This is a genomic window from Achromobacter arsenitoxydans SY8, from assembly GCF_000236785.1.
Lineage (GTDB): Bacteria > Pseudomonadota > Gammaproteobacteria > Burkholderiales > Burkholderiaceae_B > Achromobacter > Achromobacter arsenitoxydans.
Window position 1 is genome coordinate 90,839 of sequence record NZ_AGUF01000007.1, and the last position, 21,800, is coordinate 112,638.

Consider the following 21,800-nt stretch of genomic DNA (forward strand, 5'->3'; position numbering starts at 1 on the left):
AGCAAATGCACACATTCTCACAATATATTTGACATAATGACAGGACAGCCGCGCGTCTACGGTACCCCACACGAATGAATGCGCCGACCCAATCCTACCCCCCATTCACTCTCGCGAACTGCGACAGCGAACCCATCCACATCCCGGGCGCCATTCAGCCGCTCGGAGTGCTGCTTGCGTTCGACGGGGATGGAACATTGCGCTATGCCAGCGAAAACGCGGCGCAGACGCTGGACGCCTGCCTGACGCTGGACCAGCCCTGCCCGCCCGGTTCGCTACCCGCCGAACTGGCGCAATGCCTTTCCGCCTGGCTGGGAAACCCCGACCCCATTTTCGATCCCGTCACCTTGGCGCTGGGCTCCGACGCCTACGACGTCGTCGGCCATCGCAATACGGACGGCCTTACCATCGTGGAACTGGAACTGCGGGCCGAAGGCGCGGGCATCGCCGCTCCCGAAGCCATCTATCGCAGCATCGAACGGGTTCGCCGGCAGCGCGATATCCAGGGCCTGCTGGACAGCATGGTGCGGGAAGTGCAGCGGGCCACCGGCTTCGACCGGGTGATGGCCTACCGCTTCCACCCGGACGACAGCGGCGAGATCGTGGCCGAACAGCGCCGTGGCGACCTGGACGACTGGGTGGGCCGCCGCTACCCCGCAGGCGACATTCCCGCGCAGGCCCGCCGGCTCTACACGGTTAACACGCTGCGCCAGATCGCCGACGCGGCCTATCAGCCGGTGCGCGTGCTGGGTGCCCCGTCGCCGGAGCCGCGCCCGCTGGACATGAGCTTCTGCGTCTTGCGCAGCGTGTCGCCCATCCACCTTGAATACATGGCGAACATGGGCGTGCGCGCATCCATGAGCCTGTCGCTGGTGATCGGCGGCAGGCTGTGGGGCATGATCGCCTGCCATCACCATACGCCGCGGCCCATCCCCTACCCCGTCCGCCTGGCCTGCGAGGCGCTGGCCCAGGTGGTGTCCGCGGCGCTGACCAACCTGGAAAGCAGCGAGCGCGCCGAGCAGGCCCGCCAGAGCGCCGCGCTGGTAAGCCAGCTGGCCGAGCGCGCGTCCGCCTTCGAAAACGTGCACCAGGCGCTTTCGGGCGGCGACCCTACCCCGGCGTCGCTAATTCCCAGCGACGCCGCGCTTTGCCTGTGGGGCAACAGCGTGACCGTGTTCGGCGGAATCGCGCCGCGCGGCGAGCTGGCCGGCATCCTGTGCGCGCTGGACCAGAGCGGGCAGCGCCTGGTTCACACGACCGACATCGCGCACGACTACCCCGGATTGCAGACAGACCTGGTGCCCTACGCCGGCCTGCTCGCCTGCAAGTTCGACCCCATGAACAATGGCTGGCTGATCTGGCTGCGCAAGGAGCAGATCGAAACGGTCGTCTGGGGTGGCAAACCGGAAAAGCAATACGCGGTGGGCAGCCTGGGCCCGCGGCTGACGCCGCGCGGCTCGTTCGAGGCCTGGCGGGAAGTCGTGCGAGGCATCTGCTCGCCCTGGCTGCCGGCCGAACTCGACGCCGCCGACAATCTGCGCGACGAACTGTCCCACATCGCCACCAGCCGCACCGCCGACGTCGACCGCGCCCGCACCGCATTGCTGGCAATGCTGGGCCACGACCTGCGCGATCCGCTGCAATCCATCTCCATGGCGGCCACCCTGCTGTCCCGCACCGATTCCGGCGCGCGCATGGGCGAGCGCATCCGCTATTCCAGCGGCCGGATGCAGCGCCTGATCTCCCAGGTGCTGGACCTGTCGCGCCTGCAGGGCGGCCTGGGACTGGGCATCGAAAAGCGCTTGTGCGACCTTTCCGCGCTGCTGGCCAGCCTGATCGAAGAAAAGCGCCAGGCCTATCCGGGGCTGCGCATCGAACCCGAGGTGCCTGCCGGCCTGACGCTCATGGCCGACACCGACCGCATCGCGCAGGTGGTCACCAACCTGATGAGCAACGCGCGCCAGCACGGCGCCCCGCGCCAGCCTATCCTGGTGAAGGCCGAGCAGGCCGGCGACGTCATCGAGCTTACCGTTACCAACCACGGAGAGCCAATAGCCCCGGACCTGCTCGCGCATCTGTTTTCGCCTTTCAAGCCCGAATCGGTTGGCCACTCGCGCAACCGGAGCGGGCTGGGGCTGGGTCTGTACATCGCGGAACAGGTCGTGCGCGACCACGGCGGCCGGATCTCGGTCGAATGCCGCGATGGCCTGGTCATTTTCACGGTGACGCTGCCGCGCGCCATGCATGAAACTCAATCCTCTTGAAGCTGGGAGATATAACTTGGACGAAGTGCGCCCGTTGCGGGTTCTGCTGGTTGACGACAACGAAATGGGATCGGAACTGCTGGCCGAATTCCTGGCGCTTTCCAACCTTGAAACGCGCTGCGCCGCCAATGCCGCTGAAGCCCTTGAACTGGCGACCGAATTCGCGCCGGATGCCGTACTGCTGGATATCCTGCTGCCCGACATGGACGGCTACCAGTTGGCGAAACGCCTGCTCGACCACCCGAACCCTCCCCGCATCTACGCATTGAGCGGACTGGCGCGGCAGGACCGGCGCGACGGCTCCGCCAACCTGTTCACCGGCTGGATCGAAAAGCCCGCGGATCCCGACGCGCTCGTGGCCATCCTGCGCCAGGCCGCCTGACCGCCACGCCGATGATGTTTCCCGATTTACCAAACACCCTGGCCGTCAAGGGCGTGCAGTTCAAGATCCTGGGCCAGGTGTTTCCCGTCCTGCGCCATGATGTCCTGGGGCCGTTGTCCAACGCCTCGCTGGCCGCCGCGATGCTGCGCCAGGCGCCCGAAGGCGCGCCGGCGGACGCCTTGCAGCAGCGCTGCCAGCGGCTGTCGGACGACGTATCGGCCATGCTGGAGGAAGGCGTGGGCACCGTGCGCGGACTGGAGCAGTGGCTGAGCGACGACGGCGCCGTCGCGGCCGCCGCAGATCTGCTGCAGGAATGCCGCAAGCTGGTGTTTTCGCAACTGCTGCTGTCCCGGCGCACCATCCGCTGGCCCGAGCAAATCGCCCCCGCCGAGTTGCCGCGCTTCAGCTCGCGCTATCTGGCGCTGGCCTGGCTGCTGAGCCTGATTTCCGAACTGGCGGCGGACGCGGAACTGGAACTGGACGCTTCCGAGCCGGGCGTCTGGCGCGCCCGCCTTCCCCAGTACGCCGCGGATAGCGCCGCACAGCCGCCGGTCATTACCCCGCGGGAAGTTGAACTGCTAGCGGCCGCCGCGGGCTGGCGCATGGAACGCCAGGACCGCTGCTGGTCGCTTTACCTGCCCACGCATCTAACCACAGGCGAGCTGCTCCCATGATTTCTCCGGTGCACCAGGTGCTGCGCGACGGCACGCGAGAACGTCACGAAACGCTGGACCGCGGGCTGGCGCTGGCCGAAGGCCACGTCGACCGCGACCGTTACCTGAACTACCTGTGCGCCCTGCTGGGGTGGCTGGAGCCGCTGGAAAGACGGCTCTGGCAACTGGACTGGCCCGCCAGCCTGCGGGCGCAGGAACGCGGCGGCAAAAGCGCCTGGCTGCGCCAGGACCTGGCCGAAGCCGAAGCCGGCGCCGACGCGCCGCGCTGCCGCGACACGCCCGCGCTGGACGCGCCCGACGCCTATGCGCTGGGTGTGGCTTATGTGGTCGAGGGTTCGCAGTTGGGGGGACGCTTTCTGGCCAAGCGCCTGGAGGACGTCGCACCCGCCCTGCCGCTGCGCTACCTGCGCGGCTACGGCGAACAGGTGGGACCGCTATGGAAGGAATTCCTGCTGCATCTGGACAGTGAAGCCGGCGCCCAGGGCCGCGAACCCCAGGCCCTGCAAGGCGCCTGCGACGCCTTCGACAGTCTGACCGCCTGGCTGCGCAGCCAGCAGGCGCTGCGGACCTGACGCCCGCTTTGCCGCTGGCGGCCGGTTAGAGCTTTTCGGTCTCGCCCGAACGGGGCTGCCACTTCATCAGGCGTTTTTCACCCACGCCGACGATCGTGTCCAGAATCAGCGCGAAGGCCGTCAGCACGATGATGCCCGCGAACACGGTGTTCACATCGAACGTGCCCTCGGCCTGCAGGATCAGGTAGCCCACCCCGCTTGCAGAACCCAGGTACTCGCCCACGACCGCACCCACGAAGGCCAGGCCTACGGATGTGTGCAGGCTGGAGAATACCCAGCTGGTGGCCGACGGCAGGTAGACGTGGCGCAGCAGCTGGCGCTTGCGCGCGCCCAGCATGCGGGCGTTGTCCAGCAGCGTCGGACTGACTTCACGCACGCCCTGATAGACGTTGAAGAACACGATGAAGAACACCAGCGTCACCGCCAGCGCCACCTTGGACCAGATGCCCAGGCCGAACCACATGCCGAAGATGGGCGCCAGGATGACGCGCGGCATCGAGTTGGCCGCCTTGATGTAGGGGTCCAGGATCGCGCTGGCGCGCGGCGACAGCCCCAGCCACAGGCCGAAGCCCAGGCCGGCGATGGTGCCGATAAAGAACGCCAGCACGGTTTCCGTCAGCGTGACGGCAAGATGCCCGTAGATGTCGGCATTGGTGACGAACCAGGCCCAGATGCGGCCCCACACCTTCAGCGGTTCGCCGAAGAAAAAGGCCACCTTGGGATCGCGCGACGCGAAATGCCAGACGGCCAGGATGACGACAAGCAGCAGCAATTGCCAGAAGCGCAGGCTGGAGGAACCGGGTTTGATCAGCTTGGCCATGAATCAGACTCGCTTCTGTTGGGCATAGCCCTTGAGCACTTCTTCGCGCAGCACGCCCCAGATGGCCGCGTGCAGTTCGACGAAGCGCGGGTCGATACGCACTTCCGCCACGTCGCGCGGACGCGGCAGGTCGATGGTGAACTCTCCGATGGGATGGGTGCCCGGGCCGGCCGACAGCACGATCACGCGATCGCTCATGGCGATGGCTTCGTCCAGGTCGTGCGTGATGAAGAGGACGGCCTTGCGCTTGGCCATCCACAGGTCCAGGACCTCGTTTTCCATGAGCTGGCGCGTCTGGATGTCCAGCGCCGAGAAGGGTTCATCCATCAGGATGATGTCGGGGTCGCGGATCAGGGTCTGGGCCAGCATGGCGCGCTTACGCATGCCGCCGGACATCTGGTGCGGATAGCGCCCCTCGAAGCCCCCCAGCCCGACGCGGCGCATCCATTCACGGCCCCGGTCCAGCGCTTCGGCGCGGGGCACGCCGGCGAACTCCAGGCCGGCGACCACGTTGTCGAGCGCGTTGCGCCAGGGCAGCAGCGCCTCGCCCTGGAACATGTAGCCCGCGCGTTCGTTGATGCCGGCCAGGGGCTTGCCGAATACCTTCACCTGGCCCGAGGACGGCGCGAGCAGGCCCGCGCTGACGTTGAGCAGCGTGGACTTGCCGCAACCGGTCGGGCCCACCACCGACACGAACTCCCCTGGCGCGATGGCCAGGGTCGTGTCGCTGACGGCGGTGTAGCGCTGCGAACGGTCGTCACGCGAGACAAAGGTGCAACTTATGTTTTCCAGCGACAGCGCAGCCTCAGCCATTGGCATACTTCTCGTTGGCGCGGCGGGCAAACTCATTGGTCCAGACCTTGGACGGATCTACCTTGGCGCTGTTGAAGTCAGCCTGGTAGGCGGCCAGCGCCTTGAGCGCGGTCGCGGCGCCGTCTTCCGGAATCATGCCGTCGGGCGACAGGCCTTCCATGCTCTTGGCGAGCGCGGCCTTGTACACGGCCGGATCGCCCAGCAGATAGGTCTCGGGCACCACCTTGGCGATCTCTTCCGGGCCGGCCTTCTGGATCCACTTGTCGGCGCGGACTATCGCGTTGGTCAACGCCTGCGCGGTGTTCGGATTGGCGTCGATGAACGTCTGCGGCGCGTACAGGCAGCCGGCCGGCATGTTGCCGCCAAAGATGTCCTTCGTGTCCTTGAGCGTGCGCGTGTCGACGATGATCTGGATTTCGCCGGGCATCTCCAGCATCGAGACCACGGGGTCGGTATTGGAGATGGCGTCGATCTGGCCGCTGCGCAACGCGGTCACCGCGCCCGCACCCGCGCCCACGCCGATGAAGGAAACGTCGGACGCCTTCAGGCCGTGCTTGGCCAGGAAGAAGCTGACCACCATGTTGGTGGACGAGCCGGGCGCGGTCACGCCGATCTTCTTGCCCTTCAGGTCAACCGGGCCCTTGTAGCCGGGCAGGTTCTTCTTGGACACGCCCACGCCGATCATCGGCGCGCGGCCCTGCAGCACGAAGGCGCGATAGGCCTGGCCCTTGGAGTGCATGGACAGCGTGTGTTCGAAGGCGCCCGACACGACGTCGGCGCTGCCGCCAACCACGGCCTGCAAGGCCTTGGAGCCGCCCGCGAAGTCGGCGATGCTGACATCCAGCCCTTCGTCCTTGAAGTAGCCGCGCACTTCCGCGATGGTCAGCGGGAGGTAGTAGATCAGCGGCTTGCCGCCGACTGCGATCTGGACCTTGGACTTTTCGAGCTTCTGTGCGCGCACGATGGCGGGGGCCATGCCCATGACGCCGGCGGCGCCGGCCATCTTGAGCAGTTCACGGCGGGTGACTGACATTGGTTTGTCTCCTAGTTGTAAGGCTTGCCGATAGCGCCGGTCTTCGCCAGCTCGTCGATAGCCGAGGAATCATACCCCAGCGATTTCAGGACTTCCTCGGTATGTTCCCCTAATTTCGGGCCCACCCAGCGCGTCTGGCCTGGGGTCTCCGACAGTTTGGGAACGACAGCGGGCAGCTTGACCGGACTGCCGTCCGCCAGCCGATGCTGCTCGATCATGCGGCGCGCCAGGAACTGCGGATCGCTGAACATGTCGGCCACGCTGTAGATCTTGCCCACGGGCACGTCGGCGCGCTTGAGCGCGTCCAGTGCGGCCTCAATGCCGCGCCCGTCGCACCATTGCTGGATGGCGCCGTCGATCTCGGCCACCCGCCGGGCGCGGCCGTCGTTGCGCACCAGGTCCGGGTCTTCGGCCAGGTCGTCGCGGCCGATGGCCCGCATCAGGCGGTGGAAGATCGCGTCGCCATTGCCTGCGATGACGATGTTCTGCCCGTCGTTCGTAGTGTAGGTATTGGACGGCACGATGCCGGGCAGCGCGCCGCCGGTGCGTTCGCGCACCACGCCGGCCACATCATATTCCGGGACCAGGCTTTCCATCATGTTGAACACGGCTTCGTAGAGCGCCACGTCTACCATCTGGCCCTGCCCCGCCCGGCACGCTTCACCGGACTCGCCGTTCCAGCGGCCGCCCGTGGCGTCGCGGTGGCGCAGCGCCATCATCGCGCCGATCACGCCGTGCAGCGCCGCAATGGAATCGCCGATCGAAATGCCTACCCGCAACGGCGGCCGGTCGGGATGGCCCGACACATAGCGCAGGCCGCCCATGGACTCGCCGATGGCGCCAAAGCCCGGCTGGTCCTTCATGGGGCCGGTCTGACCATAGCCGGACAGGCGCACCATGATGAGCGCGGGATTGATGGCGCGCAGCTGCTCGTAGCCCAAGCCCCATTTCTCAAGGACCCCGGGGCGGTAGTTTTCCACCACGACGTCGGCGTCCAGCGCCAGCTTGCGGGCGATCTCCTGCGCCCGCGGATCCTTCAGATTCAGTGCGATGGATTGCTTGTTGCGCGCCTGCACCGTCCACCACAGGGAGTTGCCCTCGTGCAGGTGGCGCCAACTGCGGATGGGGTCGCCGCCGCCCGTGCCGTCAGGCCCGTGCGGCGTTTCCACCTTGATGACGTCGGCGCCGAATTCGCCGAAGATGCGCGCGGCGAACGGGCCGGCGATAAGCGTGCCGAGTTCCAGGACCTTCAGTCCGGTCAGCGCTGACATGGCTTGTCTTCCTCACATTTTTTGCCTTGCCGATACGTTGCCGGCAGGACGTTATGGGGCCGCGAGCGTCAGGTGGTCTTGCGCTCCATCAGGGCCCAGGCGATGGTGCCCGCGTCTACGTATTCCAGTTCGCTGCCGGCCGGCACGCCGCGCGCCAGGCGCGTGACCCGCAGACCGCGCTCGCCCAGCGCCTCGCCCAGGAAGTGGGCGGTGGTTTCGCCTTCCGCGGTGAAATTGGTGGCCAGGATGACCTCCTGCACCACGCCATCGGTCGCGCGCTTGATCACGCGGTCGAAGTCCAGCTCGCGCGGGCCGATGCCTTCCAGCGGCGCCACGCGGCCCATCAGCACGTAGTACAGGCCACGGTAACCGTGGCTGGACTCGATCATGTTCTGGTCGGCCGGCGTTTCCACAATGCACAGCAGCGAGGGATCCCGCTTGGGATTGGAACAGGTGGCGCAGACTTCGTCTTCGGAGAAGCTGTTGCAGCGCGCGCAATGCTTCAGTTCCCGCACGGCGCTCTCGAGCGCCCGCCCGAGCATGTCCGCGCCTTGCGGATCATGCTGCAGCAGGTGGTAGGCCATGCGCCGGGCCGAGCGCACGCCCACGCCGGGCAGCCGCCGCAGGGCCTCGATCAGCGAGACCAGCGGCTCGGGTTCGGGCAGTAAGGGATCCATCGCAGGCTGCTGCAAATAAAGATCAGAACGGCAGCTTCATGCCCGGGGGCAGCGGCATGCCGGCGGTCACGGACGCCATCTTTTCCTGGGAGGTGGCTTCGGCCTTGCGCAGCGCGTCGTTGAACGCCGCGGCCACCAGGTCTTCGAGCATGTCCTTGTCGTCGCCCAGCAGCGACGGGTCGATCACAACGCGCTTGACGTCGTGGCGGCAGGACATGGTGACCTTGACCAGGCCGCCGCCGGAGGCGCCTTCGACCTGGATTTCGGCCAGCGCGTCTTGCGCCTTCTTCATGTTTTCCTGCATCTGCTGCGCCTGGCGCATCAGGCCGGCCAGTTGTCCTTTCATCATGATGGAGCTTCCTTGAACGAGGGAAATAAGGGATCGCCGGCGCCTCAGGCGGCGGCGGGGGAATCGACGTGGCGGATGGAGCCGGGCACGACCTGGCCTCCAAAGTCCGCCACGAGAGCCTGCACAAAGGGATCGACGGCCACCGCGTTTTCGGCCGCCAACTGGCGCGCCGCGCTTTCGGCCTGCGCCACGGCATGCGCCGTGGCGTCTCCGGTGATGCCGACCTGTACATCCAGGCGGATGCCCTGCCCGAAATGTTCGCACAACACGGTTTGCAGGCGCACGCGGCTTTCGCTTTCGGCCAGCGTCTTGACCGCCACGCGCAGGATGATCGCATCGCCCTGCACGCCGGCCCATTCGCTCTGGCGCGCCAGTTCCGCGGCCAGGCCGGTCACCGGCAGGCGCGCGGCCAGCTCAGGCCACAAGACCGAGGTCATGTCGGCCAGACGGGCGCGCGACGAACGCTTGCGCGCGGGCGCCGGGCCTTCGCGCCGGGCCGGAGCCGGCTGGGGCGCCGCCGACGGCGTGGTGGCCAGGGTTTCGAAATCGTCGTCGGGATCCGACGTGAAGCCGCTTTCCGGCACGAAGCCGCCTTCGGCCTCGTAGGGAATTTCTTCGTCGACCCAGGCGGGCGGGCCGTCCCCGTCGTCCGGCGCCAGGGCGGGCGCCACGGCCGCCGCCGCGGGCGGCGTCACCGCCAGCGCGGCCGAGCCTTGCGCCTTGCCGGATGCCGGGTTGACGGCCGCGTCGTTGGCGTCGGGCGGCAGGTCTTCCCAGGGCGGCACGCCGCCGTCGCCGGCGGCTTGCGGCGCGGGAGCGGCCGCGGGCTCCTGCTGCGGCGTCGTAGCGGCCTGTGCTGGCGGGGGTTCAACGGGTTCGGCCGCTTGCTCCGCCACAACCGGTGCGGCGGGTGCGGGGCTTTCGGATGCCGCAGGTGCGGATTCCGCGGGCGTGGGTTCGGCAGGCGCCGGGGCCGGTGCGGCGACGGTCGGCGCAGGGGCGGCCGATGCGACGGCGACCGGCGCGGCGACTGCCGCCGCCGGTTCCGCCGTCTGGCGGGCGGGCGCCGCCGGCGCTTCCAGCGCGGTCTGCGGACCGGCGTCGCCATTGAGCGCCAGCATGCGCAGGCAGGCCATGATGAAGCCTGCGTATTCGTCGGGCGCCAGGGTCAGTTCGCCGCGGCTGTGCACGGCGACGGAGTAGAACAATTGCACCGCGTCCGGGTGCAGGACCTGCGCAAGGCGGGCGATGTCGCCTGCCAGCGGGTCTTCGGCCGCGGTGACGCCGGTCACGCGCTGCTCGATGGCCACGCGCGACAGCAGCACAGCCAGGTCGGCCAGCGCGCCGGCATAGGACAGCCCGCGGATCGCTAGCTCATCGGCCACCGCCAGTACGCCCTTGGCGTCGCCGGACGACAGCGCGTCCAGCAGGCGGACGAGATGGCGCTGATCAATGGTGCCGAGCATGCCGCGCACGGCGTCCTCGGTCAGGTTGCCCGCGCTGTAGGCGATGGCTTGATCGGTCAGCGACAGGGCGTCGCGCATCGAGCCGGAAGCCGCCTGCCCGATGAGGCGCAAGGCCGGGACTTCAAACCCGACGTCTTCCTGCCCCAGCACGGCCTGCAGGTGGCCGACGATGGAGTCGGCGGGCATCTGCTTCAGGTTGAACTGCAGGCAGCGCGACAGGACCGTCACCGGGATCTTCTGGGGATCGGTGGTGGCCAGGATGAACTTGACGTGCGGCGGCGGCTCTTCCAGCGTCTTGAGCATGGCGTTGAACGCATGCCCGGTGAGCATGTGGACTTCGTCGATCATGTAGACCTTGAAGCGTCCCGCGCCCGGCGCGTAGACGGCCTGCTCGAGGAGCTGGGTCATTTCCTCGACGCCGCGGTTCGACGCCGCGTCCAGCTCGAGGTAGTCGACAAAGCGTCCGGAATCAATCTCGGTGCACGCGCGGCAGACGCCACAGGGCTTGGAGGTGATGCCGGTTTCGCAATTGAGCGACTTGGCCAGGATCCGCGAGAGCGTGGTCTTGCCGACGCCCCGGGTTCCGGTGAACAGCCAGGCGTGATGCAGGCGTTGCGTGTCGAGCGCATGCGTGAGCGCGCGCACCACGTGATCCTGTCCCACCAGGGTATCGAACGATCGCGGCCGCCACTTGCGGGCCAATACCAGATAAGTCATGGCTGGATTGTAGAGCCTGATTGTTGAACCCGATTGTTTGATCCGATTATCTGATCCGATCACGCTGCGGGTGAAATGCAAAGGGGACGGGCTTATTCCCGTGGATTGAATCCTTGGAAAATAACCCCGTCCCCCTGGAAGCCGTGTAGCAAACGCTACCTGCTTGAAGAATCCGGTTGGCGAGCCTTACTCCGGCACTGACCCTAAACGACTATGGCTGCTTCGTTCCCGACCTGACCAGGTTCACCGTCGAACCATGCGAAGGGGCCCGCCAGCCGAGATTCTAGCAGAGCTGCGCTGCGCTTGCTCGCTAGCCTCTCGGCTGGCGGGCCCCGAGGGGCAATATGTGGGCCCCCTCCCCGGCCCTCCCCCCGAGGGGGAGGGGTGGGGGCTTCGCTTCGCTGGCCCCTTCGGCTCGCTTCGCTTTGCCGCTCTTGGAGTTGCCGCGGTCGGTGCTTTTTTGGTGGGGTCTCGCTTCGCTGGCCCCTTCGGCTCGCTTCGCTTTGCCTCGCTATGTGTGGCGGCTGGCCGAGTTTTGCGATGGGGCTTCGCTTCGCTGGCCCCTTCGGCTCGCTTCGCTTTGCCGCGCTTTGGACTACGCCTTTTTTTTCATGGGGTCAGGTCTATCCATGCTTTTGCGCGGGGGAAGTATAGGGCGGCGCGGGCGTGGCGGCCGTCTAGGGAGGTTACCTGGGTGCAGTAGCGTTGAAGTTGTTCGCCGTGGCGTTGGCGCATGCGGGTGGCGAAGGCGGTGGGGGATTCGCCGGGGTGGGGGCGGCCGGTTTTGTAGTCGACGATTAGCCAGCCGTCTTCGGTGCTGAGCGCCAGGTCGATGACCGAGACCTTTCCTGCCGCGTCGATGAGGGGCCATTCGCGGCGTGCGCCGGATTGGGATAGCAGCCAGAGGCCGCGGTCGTCGGCGAGGGTTGCCTGCAGCGTTTCCAGGACGGCTTCGGATGCGGCGTCGGCCTGGCTTGCCGGGATGCCCGCGCGCGTCAGTTGGCGGCGCATTGCGGGCAGGCGTTGGGCCAGCGTGTCCGCGGGCCATGCCTGCACGCCGTCTCGCCCGATGCGCTCCAGCCACGCATGCGCCAGCGTGCCGATGGCGGCGTCGTAGCCGGCTTCCAGTTGCCAGGCGGGATGTTCGGCCGCTTCGCCCCAGGCGCCCCGCGTCGCCGTTGCGAAGCCAGGGCTGACCGTGACGTCGGCCTGGCGCTGCAATTGCGCAAGGCCGGCGCTATCCACACGGCGCAGGGGTTCGCCTTGCCACTCCGGCGCGTCCTCGGACTGCGGGGCGGCTTCGCCCTGCGGTGACGGGGGCTGAGGGGCGGACAGGCAGGGCCACAGGCGGCCCAGCAGGCTGGCTGCGGACGGGGTCTTGGCTTGGCCGGTGGTCTCGTCGATGGTCACGTGGCCCACCAGGTGCAGACGCTTGCGGGCGCGCGTGGCGGCTACGTAGAGCAGGCGGTCGATTTCGTAGGAGGCGCGGCGCGCCTCGCGGGCGCCCAGATAGCGCGAGACCGGGTCGGCCTCGGTTTCGGCGCGCGGCTTGACGGGGCCGAATAGCACGCGCCCCCCGCTTTGCTCGAAGCGCACCAGCGGCGCCTGGTCGCCGCGAGGCGCCCGGTGCAGGCCGTACAGGATCACCGTTTCGAATTGCAGGCCCTTGGACTTGTGCATGGTCATGATCTCGACCGCGCCTTCGGCTTCGTCCGCGGCGTCCGGCGCGGCGAACAGGCGGGCGATGCCCGAATCCAGCGCGGCCACGTCGATGTTGCCGTGCGGCGCCAGGCGCTCGACCAGCTGGAACAGGCTTTCCGCGTCGTTGGCGACCGACAGGCCGGCGTACAGGCCCGGTCCGCCAAGACGGCGCCAGAGCGACTCGACCCAGGCCGCGAACGGCATCGCGCCCGACGCGTTGCGTTTGTCCAGCAGGATCGCCGCCACCTGGCGCAGCCGTGCGTATTCATCGGCGCCGAGCAGCGCTTGCGCCGAGGGCGATTCGGGTTCCGGCGCGGGCGCGTCGAACAGCGATCCCTGCGGGCCGGCGCTGGCGGCCGGCGCGGTATCGGCGGGTTGCGGCGCCATGCGCAAGGCCCGCTCCAGCAGGACAGGCGCGGGCGTGATGTGATCATCGCCGAACAGCCGCTGCAGCGATTCCAGCGTCAGGCCGCAGTACGGCGCGCGCAACACAGACAGCCAGGCCAGGCGGTCTGCCGGGTGCGACAGCGCGCGCACCAGTTGCACAAGATCGGCCACCACCGGACGCAAGGCAAGCGGCACCAGATCCACGGCGCGGCAGCGTATGCCTTCCTGCGCCAACCGGCGGGTCAGGTTGCCCAGATGGCTGCGTGCGCGCACCAATACCGCCACCGGGTGCTTCGCGCCCTTGTGGTCGATCAGCGCCTGCCGCACCAGGTCCACCGCGATATCTTCGGCCTGCTCTTCGGCGGGCGCCGCGCCTTCGCGCGACCATGCCGGATGAAAGCGCACCGCGGGGTCGGGCAAGGCGTCGTGGAAAGCCGTGGACGGGCTGTAGGCGATCGCGCCGGCCGCGGCGTCGCTGCGCCGGGGCAGCAAGTCCACGAACGACTGATTCACCCAGTCCACGATGCCGGCTTGCGAACGGAAGTTGTCCGTCAGATTCAGGAAATCGGGTTTGACTTCGCCCACGCCGATATCGGCCACTTCCAGGAACAGGCCCACTTCGGCCTTGCGGAAGCGGTAGATCGACTGCATGGGGTCGCCCACCAGGAACAGGCTGCGGCCATCGCCCGACTGCCAGCCGGAGGTCAGCGTGCGCAACAGGTCCAGCTGCGTCTGGCTGGTGTCCTGGAACTCGTCGATGAGCAGATGCCGGATGGAGGCGTCCAGCTTGAGCAGCAGTTCGCCGGGATCATCGCTGCTGCCCAGCGCGGCCGCCGCGCGCTGCGCGATCTCGATGAAGTCCACCTCGCCCTTGTCGGCAAAGCGCAGGCGCAGCTGGGCAACCGCGAGCGCAAGCGTCATGAGCTGCGCGCCCAGCACTTCCCATTGCGCATCCGTGAAATGCGGGGCCGGGATGTCGCGCACGGCGTGCAGGCGCCGCACCCACGCAGCCTGTCCGTCCGCGCCCTCGAGCCAGGCCACGAACGGTTCCTTGTGGGCGCACTTGGCCGGGAACCCCAGGTTCTTGTTGACGGTCTTGCGCAACGACCCCGTGCCGGTCAGCAGCAGATGCGCCACCGCGCGCCAGGCGTCCAGCAGTTCGGCGTCGGGCTGCAGTTCCTCGGTCCAGTCCAGCAGCGCCACGAGCTTGTTGTCCTCGTCGCCGTCCTGCAGGTTGGCCGCGGCCAGCCGTGCCGGACCGCAGAGCGCCTCGGCCCAGCCGTAGGGCATGGCGGCGCTCAGGGCATCCAGGTCTTCGCCGATGGCCTCGGCCAGCGTGGCCTCAAGGGCCTCGCGGTCGGAACCGTGGCGCAGCAGCGGCAGCCACTGGTCGCGCTGGCCCAGCATGTCGGCGATGGCGTCCTTGGCCGCCTGCACGTCTACGTCCAGGTGCTTGAGCAGGATGCGCACGGCCTCGTAGTCGTCGGCCAGGTCCAGCGTGGCGCGGGCCGCGGCTTCGTAGTGACTGCGGGCGTCGTCAGTGATGTCGGGCATGCCGCCCAGCTCCGACAGCCAGGGCATGCTGCGCACCAGGCCGGCGCAAAAGGAATCAATGGTACGGATGGCCAGGCGCGCCGGATGGTCCAGCAGGTGCCAGCCCTGCTCCGCGTTGCGCGCCAGCGCCGCGCGGGCCAGGTCCCAGCTGCGGCGTTCATGGGCGGCCTCGGGCGGCGCGTCCAGCCCGCGCCGCAACTTGCTCAGCACGCGCGCGTGCATTTCGGATGCAGCCTTGCGCGTGAAGGTGATGGCGACGATTTCTTCGGGGCGGTTAACGGTGGCCAAGAGGGCCAGGATGCGGTCGGTCAGCAGCTCGGTCTTGCCCGATCCGGCGGGAGCCTGAACCAGGAATGAGCGGGCCGGGTCCAGCGCGGCGGCACGGGCGGCATGGTCTTGCGGCAAACGTTCTTGAGCAGCCATGGCTTATGCGTCCTCGTCGTCCAGATGCAAACGCAGGAACGGCAGTGCATCGCAGTATTTCAGGTCGTCGCGCCGGTAGGCGACATTGGCCGCATAACCCGCGACATATTCATCGGCCAGCGCCTCGATCGCGACGCGCCAGCGCTGGCGGATCTCGGGCCAGGACAGGCCGTCAAAGTACTTGCTTTCGCTGGCCAGCGTCACGCCAGGAATGCCCAGGTCTTCGTCGGCCAGGCCTTGCGCGGCGACCTGCCGCGCATGGATCTGCGCCAGCACCAGGCCTGCGGCTTCGCCGCCGGCAGCGTCGGCCAGCACGGACGCGTAGAACGGCAGTTGCACGTTCACGGGACGCGAGCGCGACCAGTCCGGCTCCGGCTTGGCGGCGGCCACGCCGGTCTTGTAGTCCACGATGACGCTGCGGCCGTCGGGCAGGCTGTCGATGCGGTCCAGCCGCAGCTTCAGGCTGAGCGCGCCGCGTTGCCATTGATGGTTTTTTTCCACTTGCGCCACCGCGAACGGCAGACGCTGCGCCTCCAGGTCGAGCCAGGACGCCAGCACGGCCTGCGCGCGCTGGCATTCCAGCGCGCGCAGCGCCGGCGCGTATTCCTTGAGTTCTTCGTCCGCGGCCTGCGCCACCGCCTGTGCCAGCAGCGCGGCCAGCCGCCCGTCGGCCAGCAGTTCGTGCAGCGTTTCCTGGTCGGGCATCATGCCCCACGCCAATTCCAGCGCCTTGTGCAGGAACTGCCCACGCACGTTCACCGTGGCGGCGTCGGCGTAGGGCGCCAGTTCACGGCCGCCCAGCCGGTGACGCACGAAGGCCCACAGGGGATTGCGCGCCTGCGTGTCCAGCACGTCCAGGCCGCCGCCGCCCCGGTTGCCCGCGGCCAACGGCGGTCCCCGCGAGTCGTCCAGCGATTCCTGGGGCAATGCGCGATGCGCGAGGGCCTGGTCCGGCGTCCAGTCGGACAGGGCCAGCGCCGCAATCAGCGGCGACGGGCGCAGCTCGCGCTCGCCGTCCATGTGGGCATGGCTGACGATAAGCTGCGGCGCGCAGCGGCACAGCGCGGCATACATGCCTTCGGCCCACTCGCGTTCGCGTTCGGGCGTGGCGCGCGGCGCGCGCGCCTGGCGCAGCACGGCCAGCGGCAGCAGCGGATTGGGCTTGGGCGATGCGGGCAGCACGTCGTCGGTCAGGCCCAGCATCCAGACGCCATCCCAATAGCCCCCTTCCGCTTCCAGCAGGCCCAGCACGTCCAGGCGCGCCAGCGGATCGCGCTGCGGCTGGAACGAGGATGAGCGCGCCACGCTTTCCAGCAGGCTCACGGCGGCCACGCCGCCCAGGCGGCCGGCAGCGGGCGCCAACGCCGAAAAACTGCCCAGCGCATCGCCCAGCGCGCCCATGACCTGGTAGCCCACGCTGTCCAGCGCGGCTTCGCCGGGAAAACCCAATGCCGTCAGCGCGGCCTTCATCCGCAGCATCCAGACATCGCAGGTGGCCTGGCGGCCGCCTTGCGTCCAGATTTGCATGGCCTGGTTCCAGGCCTGCGCCAGCGCGGGAATGTCGGCCAGCAGTCTGCGCAGTTCCGCCGGGCCGACATGCAGTTGCCCCTGGCGCCGCCAGCGCGCGTCGATGGCGGCCAGGCGCGCACGGTCGCGCACGTCGCTGGCGCAATGACCCGCCAGCAAGGCCGCACCCAGCACGTCCACGCCGCATCCCTTGTCCGGCGCGCATTCGGCCAGCGCGCGCAGCCACGCCAGCGCGGCGCGGGCCATGGGCCATTCGTCCAGCGGACGTCCGACGGCGACGTTGAACGCAAAGGCAGGCTCGCCGTCGCGGCCCGCCAAGGCATGGCTCAGCACGCGGCGCGCAAACGGAGATTCCGCTTCCAGTTGGGGCGAAACGATGGCGTAGCGGCCATCGGGATGCGCCTTCAGCTGGCTCGCAGCCCACGTGGCCGCAGCACGCCATTCCGCGCCCTGGTCGGCCGCCTCGTAGCGGCGGGCCTCGGCCTGCACGCGCTGGGCGTCGCGCCATTGCGCCACGTCCGTTCCCTGCGCTTCAAAGGCCTGCAGCAGCCGCTGAAAGCGCGGCGATATGTCGGTAAAGCCCGCCAGCACCAATTGCCGCGGCGTCGCCAGCCGGCCCTCTTCCAGCGCGCGCAGCACGCGCGCATAGCCCTGGTTCGCGTCTTCGGCATCGATACCGGCCAGCACCTGGCGATAGCGCGCCCGCCACCTGGCGAATCCGCGGTACTCATCGGTGTCGGCGCCCGACGGCACCTGCAGGGCCCATTCGTCCATCAGCAAATCGGCATCCATCGCCAACCGCGCCGCCTGGCTCGCGTCCAGCAGCACGCGCTCGGCCTCTTCGGCCCGGATCGCTTCCGTCCACACAAGCTGCGTCGCGAAGCTGTCCAGCCGGTAGGCAGGCACATCGTCGTCGGTCTCGAAAGCGAGTTCGTTGGCGGACTCGGCCAGCCAGGCCGACAGGGGCAGGATGCGCGGCAGTTCACTGACCTGGCGCTCCTGGCGCAACAGCCCGGCCAGTTCAAGCGTGAGCCGCCGCGACAGGCGATTGTTCACCGTCAGCACCAGCGTGTCGGAGGCAGGCATGCCGGCGATGTCGGGCAGCGATAGTTCGGGATAGGAAAGCGATGCGTCCTGCATGGGCGCCCATAAAAAACGACGGAGAAACTCCGCCGTAGGATACCCCGAGCCGGACCGCGCGTGCGGCGCCTGCGCGCCTATTTGCCATCCGGGACAAAGGGCGCAATGACGTACTTCTGGCCGTGCTGCTCGCAGTCGTCGGCCAATTGATGCCAAGCGCGGACGCTGGTTACACGCGCGCCGCCCAGGCCTGGATCCTCGCCGTCAGTGGCGATCTCTGCCAGGCGCACGCCATCGCTGGCATCCATCAGGCTGGCCTCACGGATTTCCCGGTCCAGGCTGCCGTCCCACTGGACCAGGCTGCCATCTTCCAGCCAGTGCAGCCACACCTGCGTATTGCCGTCCCGCCACTTGTATCCGATGAGGCAAAAGTGGTTGGCCTTATCCTGCTTCTTGAAGTATGCGACGCGATTCTTGATCGCCCGCTCGGGCTGCTGGTAATACGGGCTGGCCGATACCAGAAAGCGTTCGTCCGGCGGCGAACGGAATGGCTCATCCGGCAAGCCGCCCCCGCGGGCAAACAAGGGAAACGCAAGAACGAAAACGGCGAGCAATGCTTTCATGCCAGCCTCCCATCATCGAATTTTCAGAACATCGGCCCGGAATTCCGGCGTCAAGGTATAGAAATCCTGACCTCCCAGACTTCGGAAATACAGGAAATTCCTTCCGGGACTGGACGCGCCCTGTGTTCTCCATCCGTAAAGCTTGGTCGGGCAAGGGTCCGCGACCGGAGGGCTTCCTGCCACCAGGATGGCGTTTTCCAGCAATTCGCGGTATGCCCGGAAGCGGCTCTGCGTCGCATCATTGGCAAGGTCCACGGTCCTTGTGATGAGCGCCTTTTTCTTGTCGGGCAGGTTGGGATACTGAGCGAACGCTTCCACTTGACCCGGTATCTTGAGCACTTCCGTCATCGTCTTAACCGACTGCCTCGCGACCTCGCTCGGGCTTTTCGAAAAATGGTGAGGTCCCGCCTCCAGGCGGTTCCGCAACAAGCGAATCATCCATTGCATGGATTGGCGCGCTTCGGCGGCGCCCCCGTACTTCGGATGCTCCGGACCCGCGGCTTCCAGAATCAGCATCCTGGTCAATATCCCCAATTCGGAATCCTGGGCTGGCAACTGCAAATACGGAAGAATCTTGACTCGGATCCTGGGCGTGCCTGTATCGGCCAAGCTGGTCCGACCGTCATTGACATACGCGATGACGTCGACCCCTCTTTCCCGGCGCAAGCCCTTGGCCACGACCGTCAATTTGACGGATTGCTCCAGCTTCCTGTCATCGGGCCTGTCCGCATGAACCGACAACAGTTCAGGCGCGCTGGATTTCAGTATCAGGTGCTTCTTATTGAATCCCAGTCCCACGACTTTTATAAGGAGAACATTACCTTCCACCATAGTGATGTCGGTGGACAGCGTGGACCGGTCATTGCGGATGAGCTTAGCCATACAGCGTATCGAAACCTCGCAAGTACATACGGCGGACAAAGGCATCCGCTTCGTACTGTTTACCTGCGAGGCTCGCGCCGCGATATAGGGGCCGTCTGAAATCCCGCCTAAAACCCGCACAGCGCGGCAAGATTTTCCCAGTGAATGCTCATCTCGGGCGACAGATAACCCCAGAACGCCAGCCCCAGCACGGCTGCCAGAGCGACGGCGCCCAACAGCCGCCAGGCGGTCTGGCGGCGCCGTGCAGGCGGGGCGGGTAGCGACATTTCCGGTTCCTCGCCGAGTCAGGCCGCAGCCGGTTGCGCAACCGGCTGCTCTCGCACCGGCAAACACAGCAGCGCCGCGACGACGGCCAGCACGACGCCCAGCCACCAGACCAGATCGTAGCTGCCGGTCTTGGCATAGGCGTAGCCGCCGAGCCACACGCCGATGAAGCTGCCGATCTGGTGCCCCAGGAACACGATGCCCGACAGGGTGGCAGCGTAGCGCAGGCCGTAGATCTGCCCGATCAGCCCCTGCGTCAGCGGCACGGTGCCCAGCCAGAACAAGCCCATCCAGGCCGCGAAGCCGTACAGCACCCACGGCGACAGGGGCATGAAGAGCAGCAGCAGGATGCCGAAGGCCCGCATGAAATACACGATCGCAAGCAGGCGCTTCTTGCTGTATGTGCCGCCCAGCTTTCCGGCGTAGAACGAACCCAGGACATTGAACAGGCCGATCAGCGCGATCGCGGTGGCACCCTGCCCGGCCGTCAGCCCGCCGTCGCTGACATAGGCCGGCAAGTGCAGCGTGATGAATGCCGTATGGAAGCCGCAGACAAAGTAGCTCCAGAACAGGAAATGAAACGAGGGATGGCGCACGGCCTGCTTGACGGCCGTTGCCAGCGACTGCTGCGGGCCCGTGTGCGCCTGTGGCCGACCGCGCAGAAAGTACGCCAGCGGCGCGCCGCAGGCCACGAAGAGGGACAGCACCCACAGCGCGCCGGACCAATCCAGGCCGCTGATCAGCAACTGGCCCGTGGGCACGACGGCGAACTGGCCCAGCGAGCCGCCCGCGCTGGCGATGCCCATCGCCGTGCTGCGGTAGGCCGGCGGGACCGACCGCGCCACCACGGGCAGGATCACCGGAAAGGTGGTGCCCGCCTGGCCCAGCCCCACCAGCACGCCGGCGGTCAGGTACAGCGTGGCTTCGTCGGTAGCGAACCGCGTGCCGATCAGGCCCAGCATGTAGAGCACCGCGCCCAGCGCAATGGTGCGCCCCGAGCCGTAGCGGTCGGCCAGTATGCCCATGAAGATGCAGGCGATGCCCCACACCAGGTTCTGGATGGCGAAGGCCATGGAGAACACTTCGCGGCCCCAGCCGTGGGCCAGGCCCATCGGCTGCATGAACAGCCCGAAAGTGGCGCGCACGCCCATGGCAAGCAGCACGACCAGAGTGCCCAGGGCAATGGTGCGTGCGGAAATCGTATCGGTTTGGCTAGACATGAAACCCGTGTCTGGTTGTTTTTGGGTTTGCGCCCCCTCCTCGGGGCGGCCCGGCGCGGCGGCCGGACCTGGACATCATATACAAGTCCGCACGCGGGCCCGGGAATACCCCCGTCGGCGCAAGCGCTTCTGGCTCTACGCCCGGGTCCGGAAACGCCCCGATTTGGGGCTTGCTCCGGCTGCTGATAGACTTGCGTCCTGCTCCGAACCCCGCCCCCGGCAGTGATAAACTCTGGCTCGCAAAGTTCGCCGCATTATCAAGGCTTTATTTGTTAGCGGCGGCGCGTTCAAGCGCCGTTGCACCCAGCGGGTCTTGTCCCGGCTTCAACTGTCTCGCCGTAGTTAAATGGATATAACCGGCCCCTCCTAAGGGTCAATTGGTGGTTCGATTCCACCCGGCGAGGCCACATCGGCCTCTGCTCCCCCCGCCGCAACTCCCCCACAGCAACTCCCCCCAAATTCAGCACGTTCAGCCAGATGAGGGTAAATCCGGGCTACGCTCTTGCGCGCCGTGCGGTTAGCTTCTCGGGACCCCGACTTGTGACTAATTGCTGCTAGTCAATCCGTCACTTTTATATTTTTGGGTTTTGATAGCGAATCGTCTTGCGCGCAACTTGAAATTGCTGTTTAAATTCGACGCGTAAGCCCATAATTCATCTGGACTTTTCCTGATCCGACGAATACGCCGGCTTAAGAAATATTTGTTCACAGACCGACAAGCCTGCTCAACCATGGCCTTTTCCTGGAAACGTGCAATTGCGAAAGCCATAGCGCCTGCCGCGCTGGCGGTATGCGCGCTCCTGCCCCCTGCGGCACAAGCAGCCAAGACTTCCGATCCTTGCAAGACCAACGCCAAATCGGCGGCCTGCAAGGCGCAACAAGCAAAGAAAGCCCCGGCGCCCAAGGCCGGTTCCGGCAAGAGCGCTTCCGCCAAGCAGGCCGCGCCCTCCGCCAAGAAGGCGCCGCCCAAATCCTCTTCCGGCAAGAAGGCGGCGCCGCCCAAGAGCGGCAAGCAGGTGGCCGCTAAAGGCACCCCGCCCAAGAAGGCCGGCGCAGCCGGCAAGAGCGGTAAGGGCGGCAAGGCGGACAAGCCGTCTCGTG

At 67.2% G+C, this 21,800-nt stretch carries 18 protein-coding genes, 1 tRNA gene and 1 other RNA gene; 5 read left to right on the top strand and 15 right to left on the bottom strand.

Features of this window, described 5'->3' with window-relative positions; translation table 11 throughout:
- Positions 1 to 74 precede the first annotated feature (74 nt).
- From KYC_RS01415 to KYC_RS01430, 4 genes are read left to right on the top strand one after another with little or no spacing between them, the layout of a single operon-like run.
- Positions 75 to 2,264 carry an ATP-binding protein gene (locus KYC_RS01415; protein WP_043517245.1) on the top strand — a complete coding sequence of 730 codons (2,190 nt, stop codon included), beginning with the start codon at positions 75 to 77 and terminating at the stop codon, positions 2,262 to 2,264.
- A gap of 25 nt (positions 2,265 to 2,289) precedes the next feature.
- Positions 2,290 to 2,646, top strand: coding sequence for a response regulator (locus KYC_RS01420; protein ID WP_238531871.1), 357 nt, complete (start codon positions 2,290 to 2,292; stop codon positions 2,644 to 2,646).
- Between the two features lie 11 nt (positions 2,647 to 2,657).
- Positions 2,658 to 3,320, top strand: a complete 663-nt coding sequence (locus KYC_RS01425; protein ID WP_008158086.1) for a hypothetical protein — start codon at positions 2,658 to 2,660, stop codon at positions 3,318 to 3,320.
- Positions 3,317 to 3,892 (top strand): biliverdin-producing heme oxygenase, encoded by a 576-nt coding sequence (locus KYC_RS01430; protein WP_008158088.1) that lies wholly within the window; start codon positions 3,317 to 3,319, stop codon positions 3,890 to 3,892. The genes KYC_RS01425 and KYC_RS01430 overlap by 4 nt, the downstream gene beginning before the upstream one ends.
- Before the next feature lie 25 nt (positions 3,893 to 3,917).
- Here KYC_RS01430 and KYC_RS01435 read toward each other — a convergent pair whose 3' ends face one another.
- The 14 genes from KYC_RS01435 to KYC_RS01490 all read right to left on the bottom strand — a co-directional run bounded on the left by KYC_RS01435 (position 3,918) and on the right by KYC_RS01490 (position 20,699).
- Positions 3,918 to 4,712 carry an ABC transporter permease gene (locus KYC_RS01435; protein ID WP_008158090.1) on the bottom strand — a complete coding sequence of 265 codons (795 nt, stop codon included), beginning with the start codon at positions 4,710 to 4,712 and terminating at the stop codon, positions 3,918 to 3,920.
- 3 nt (positions 4,713 to 4,715) lie between these two features.
- Entirely contained in the window at positions 4,716 to 5,525 is an 810-nt protein-coding gene (locus KYC_RS01440) for an ABC transporter ATP-binding protein (protein WP_008158092.1), read from the bottom strand.
- Entirely contained in the window at positions 5,518 to 6,558 is a 1,041-nt protein-coding gene (locus KYC_RS01445) for an ABC transporter substrate-binding protein (RefSeq protein WP_008158093.1), read from the bottom strand. The genes KYC_RS01440 and KYC_RS01445 overlap by 8 nt, the downstream gene beginning before the upstream one ends.
- Positions 6,559 to 6,569: 11 nt before the next feature.
- Entirely contained in the window at positions 6,570 to 7,829 is a 1,260-nt protein-coding gene (locus tag KYC_RS01450) for a CaiB/BaiF CoA transferase family protein (protein ID WP_008158095.1), read from the bottom strand.
- A 68-nt stretch (positions 7,830 to 7,897) separates the two neighbouring features.
- Positions 7,898 to 8,506 carry a recombination mediator RecR gene (recR, locus tag KYC_RS01455; protein WP_008158097.1) on the bottom strand — a complete coding sequence of 203 codons (609 nt, stop codon included), beginning with the start codon at positions 8,504 to 8,506 and terminating at the stop codon, positions 7,898 to 7,900.
- Between the two features lie 22 nt (positions 8,507 to 8,528).
- Positions 8,529 to 8,855 carry a YbaB/EbfC family nucleoid-associated protein gene (locus KYC_RS01460; RefSeq protein ID WP_008158099.1) on the bottom strand — a complete coding sequence of 109 codons (327 nt, stop codon included), beginning with the start codon at positions 8,853 to 8,855 and terminating at the stop codon, positions 8,529 to 8,531.
- Positions 8,856 to 8,899: 44 nt separating this feature from the next.
- Positions 8,900 to 11,038, bottom strand: coding sequence for a DNA polymerase III subunit gamma/tau (locus KYC_RS01465; protein ID WP_008158101.1), 2,139 nt, complete (start codon positions 11,036 to 11,038; stop codon positions 8,900 to 8,902).
- A gap of 175 nt (positions 11,039 to 11,213) precedes the next feature.
- Positions 11,214 to 11,311, bottom strand: an RNA gene (ffs, locus tag KYC_RS28530) — signal recognition particle sRNA small type.
- A 336-nt stretch (positions 11,312 to 11,647) separates the two neighbouring features.
- On the bottom strand, positions 11,648 to 15,103 hold the full coding sequence (locus KYC_RS01470) for a UvrD-helicase domain-containing protein (protein ID WP_043517247.1): 3,456 nt from the start codon (positions 15,101 to 15,103) through the stop codon (positions 11,648 to 11,650).
- Positions 15,104 to 15,106: 3 nt separating this feature from the next.
- Positions 15,107 to 17,770 carry a PD-(D/E)XK nuclease family protein gene (locus KYC_RS01475; protein WP_008158105.1) on the bottom strand — a complete coding sequence of 888 codons (2,664 nt, stop codon included), beginning with the start codon at positions 17,768 to 17,770 and terminating at the stop codon, positions 15,107 to 15,109.
- 77 nt (positions 17,771 to 17,847) lie between these two features.
- Complete coding sequence (locus tag KYC_RS01480; RefSeq protein ID WP_008158108.1) at positions 17,848 to 18,333, bottom strand: hypothetical protein; 486 nt, start codon at positions 18,331 to 18,333, stop codon at positions 17,848 to 17,850.
- A 12-nt stretch (positions 18,334 to 18,345) separates the two neighbouring features.
- The gene (locus KYC_RS01485) at positions 18,346 to 19,215 is read right to left on the bottom strand and encodes a hypothetical protein (RefSeq protein WP_008158109.1); all 870 of its coding nucleotides are present in this window, start codon (positions 19,213 to 19,215) and stop codon (positions 18,346 to 18,348) included.
- Between the two features lie 107 nt (positions 19,216 to 19,322).
- Positions 19,323 to 19,481 (bottom strand): hypothetical protein, encoded by a 159-nt coding sequence (locus KYC_RS29575; protein WP_008158111.1) that lies wholly within the window; start codon positions 19,479 to 19,481, stop codon positions 19,323 to 19,325.
- A gap of 18 nt (positions 19,482 to 19,499) precedes the next feature.
- Positions 19,500 to 20,699 carry an MFS transporter gene (locus KYC_RS01490; protein WP_008158113.1) on the bottom strand — a complete coding sequence of 400 codons (1,200 nt, stop codon included), beginning with the start codon at positions 20,697 to 20,699 and terminating at the stop codon, positions 19,500 to 19,502.
- A gap of 332 nt (positions 20,700 to 21,031) precedes the next feature.
- Between KYC_RS01490 and KYC_RS01495 the strand changes: the two genes are divergently transcribed.
- Positions 21,032 to 21,106 (top strand) — tRNA-Arg (locus KYC_RS01495).
- A 137-nt stretch (positions 21,107 to 21,243) separates the two neighbouring features.
- Here the strand turns inward: KYC_RS01495 and KYC_RS29805 are convergent.
- The coding region (locus KYC_RS29805; protein ID WP_238531868.1) for a hypothetical protein at positions 21,244 to 21,800 on the bottom strand (557 nt) is incomplete at its 5' end.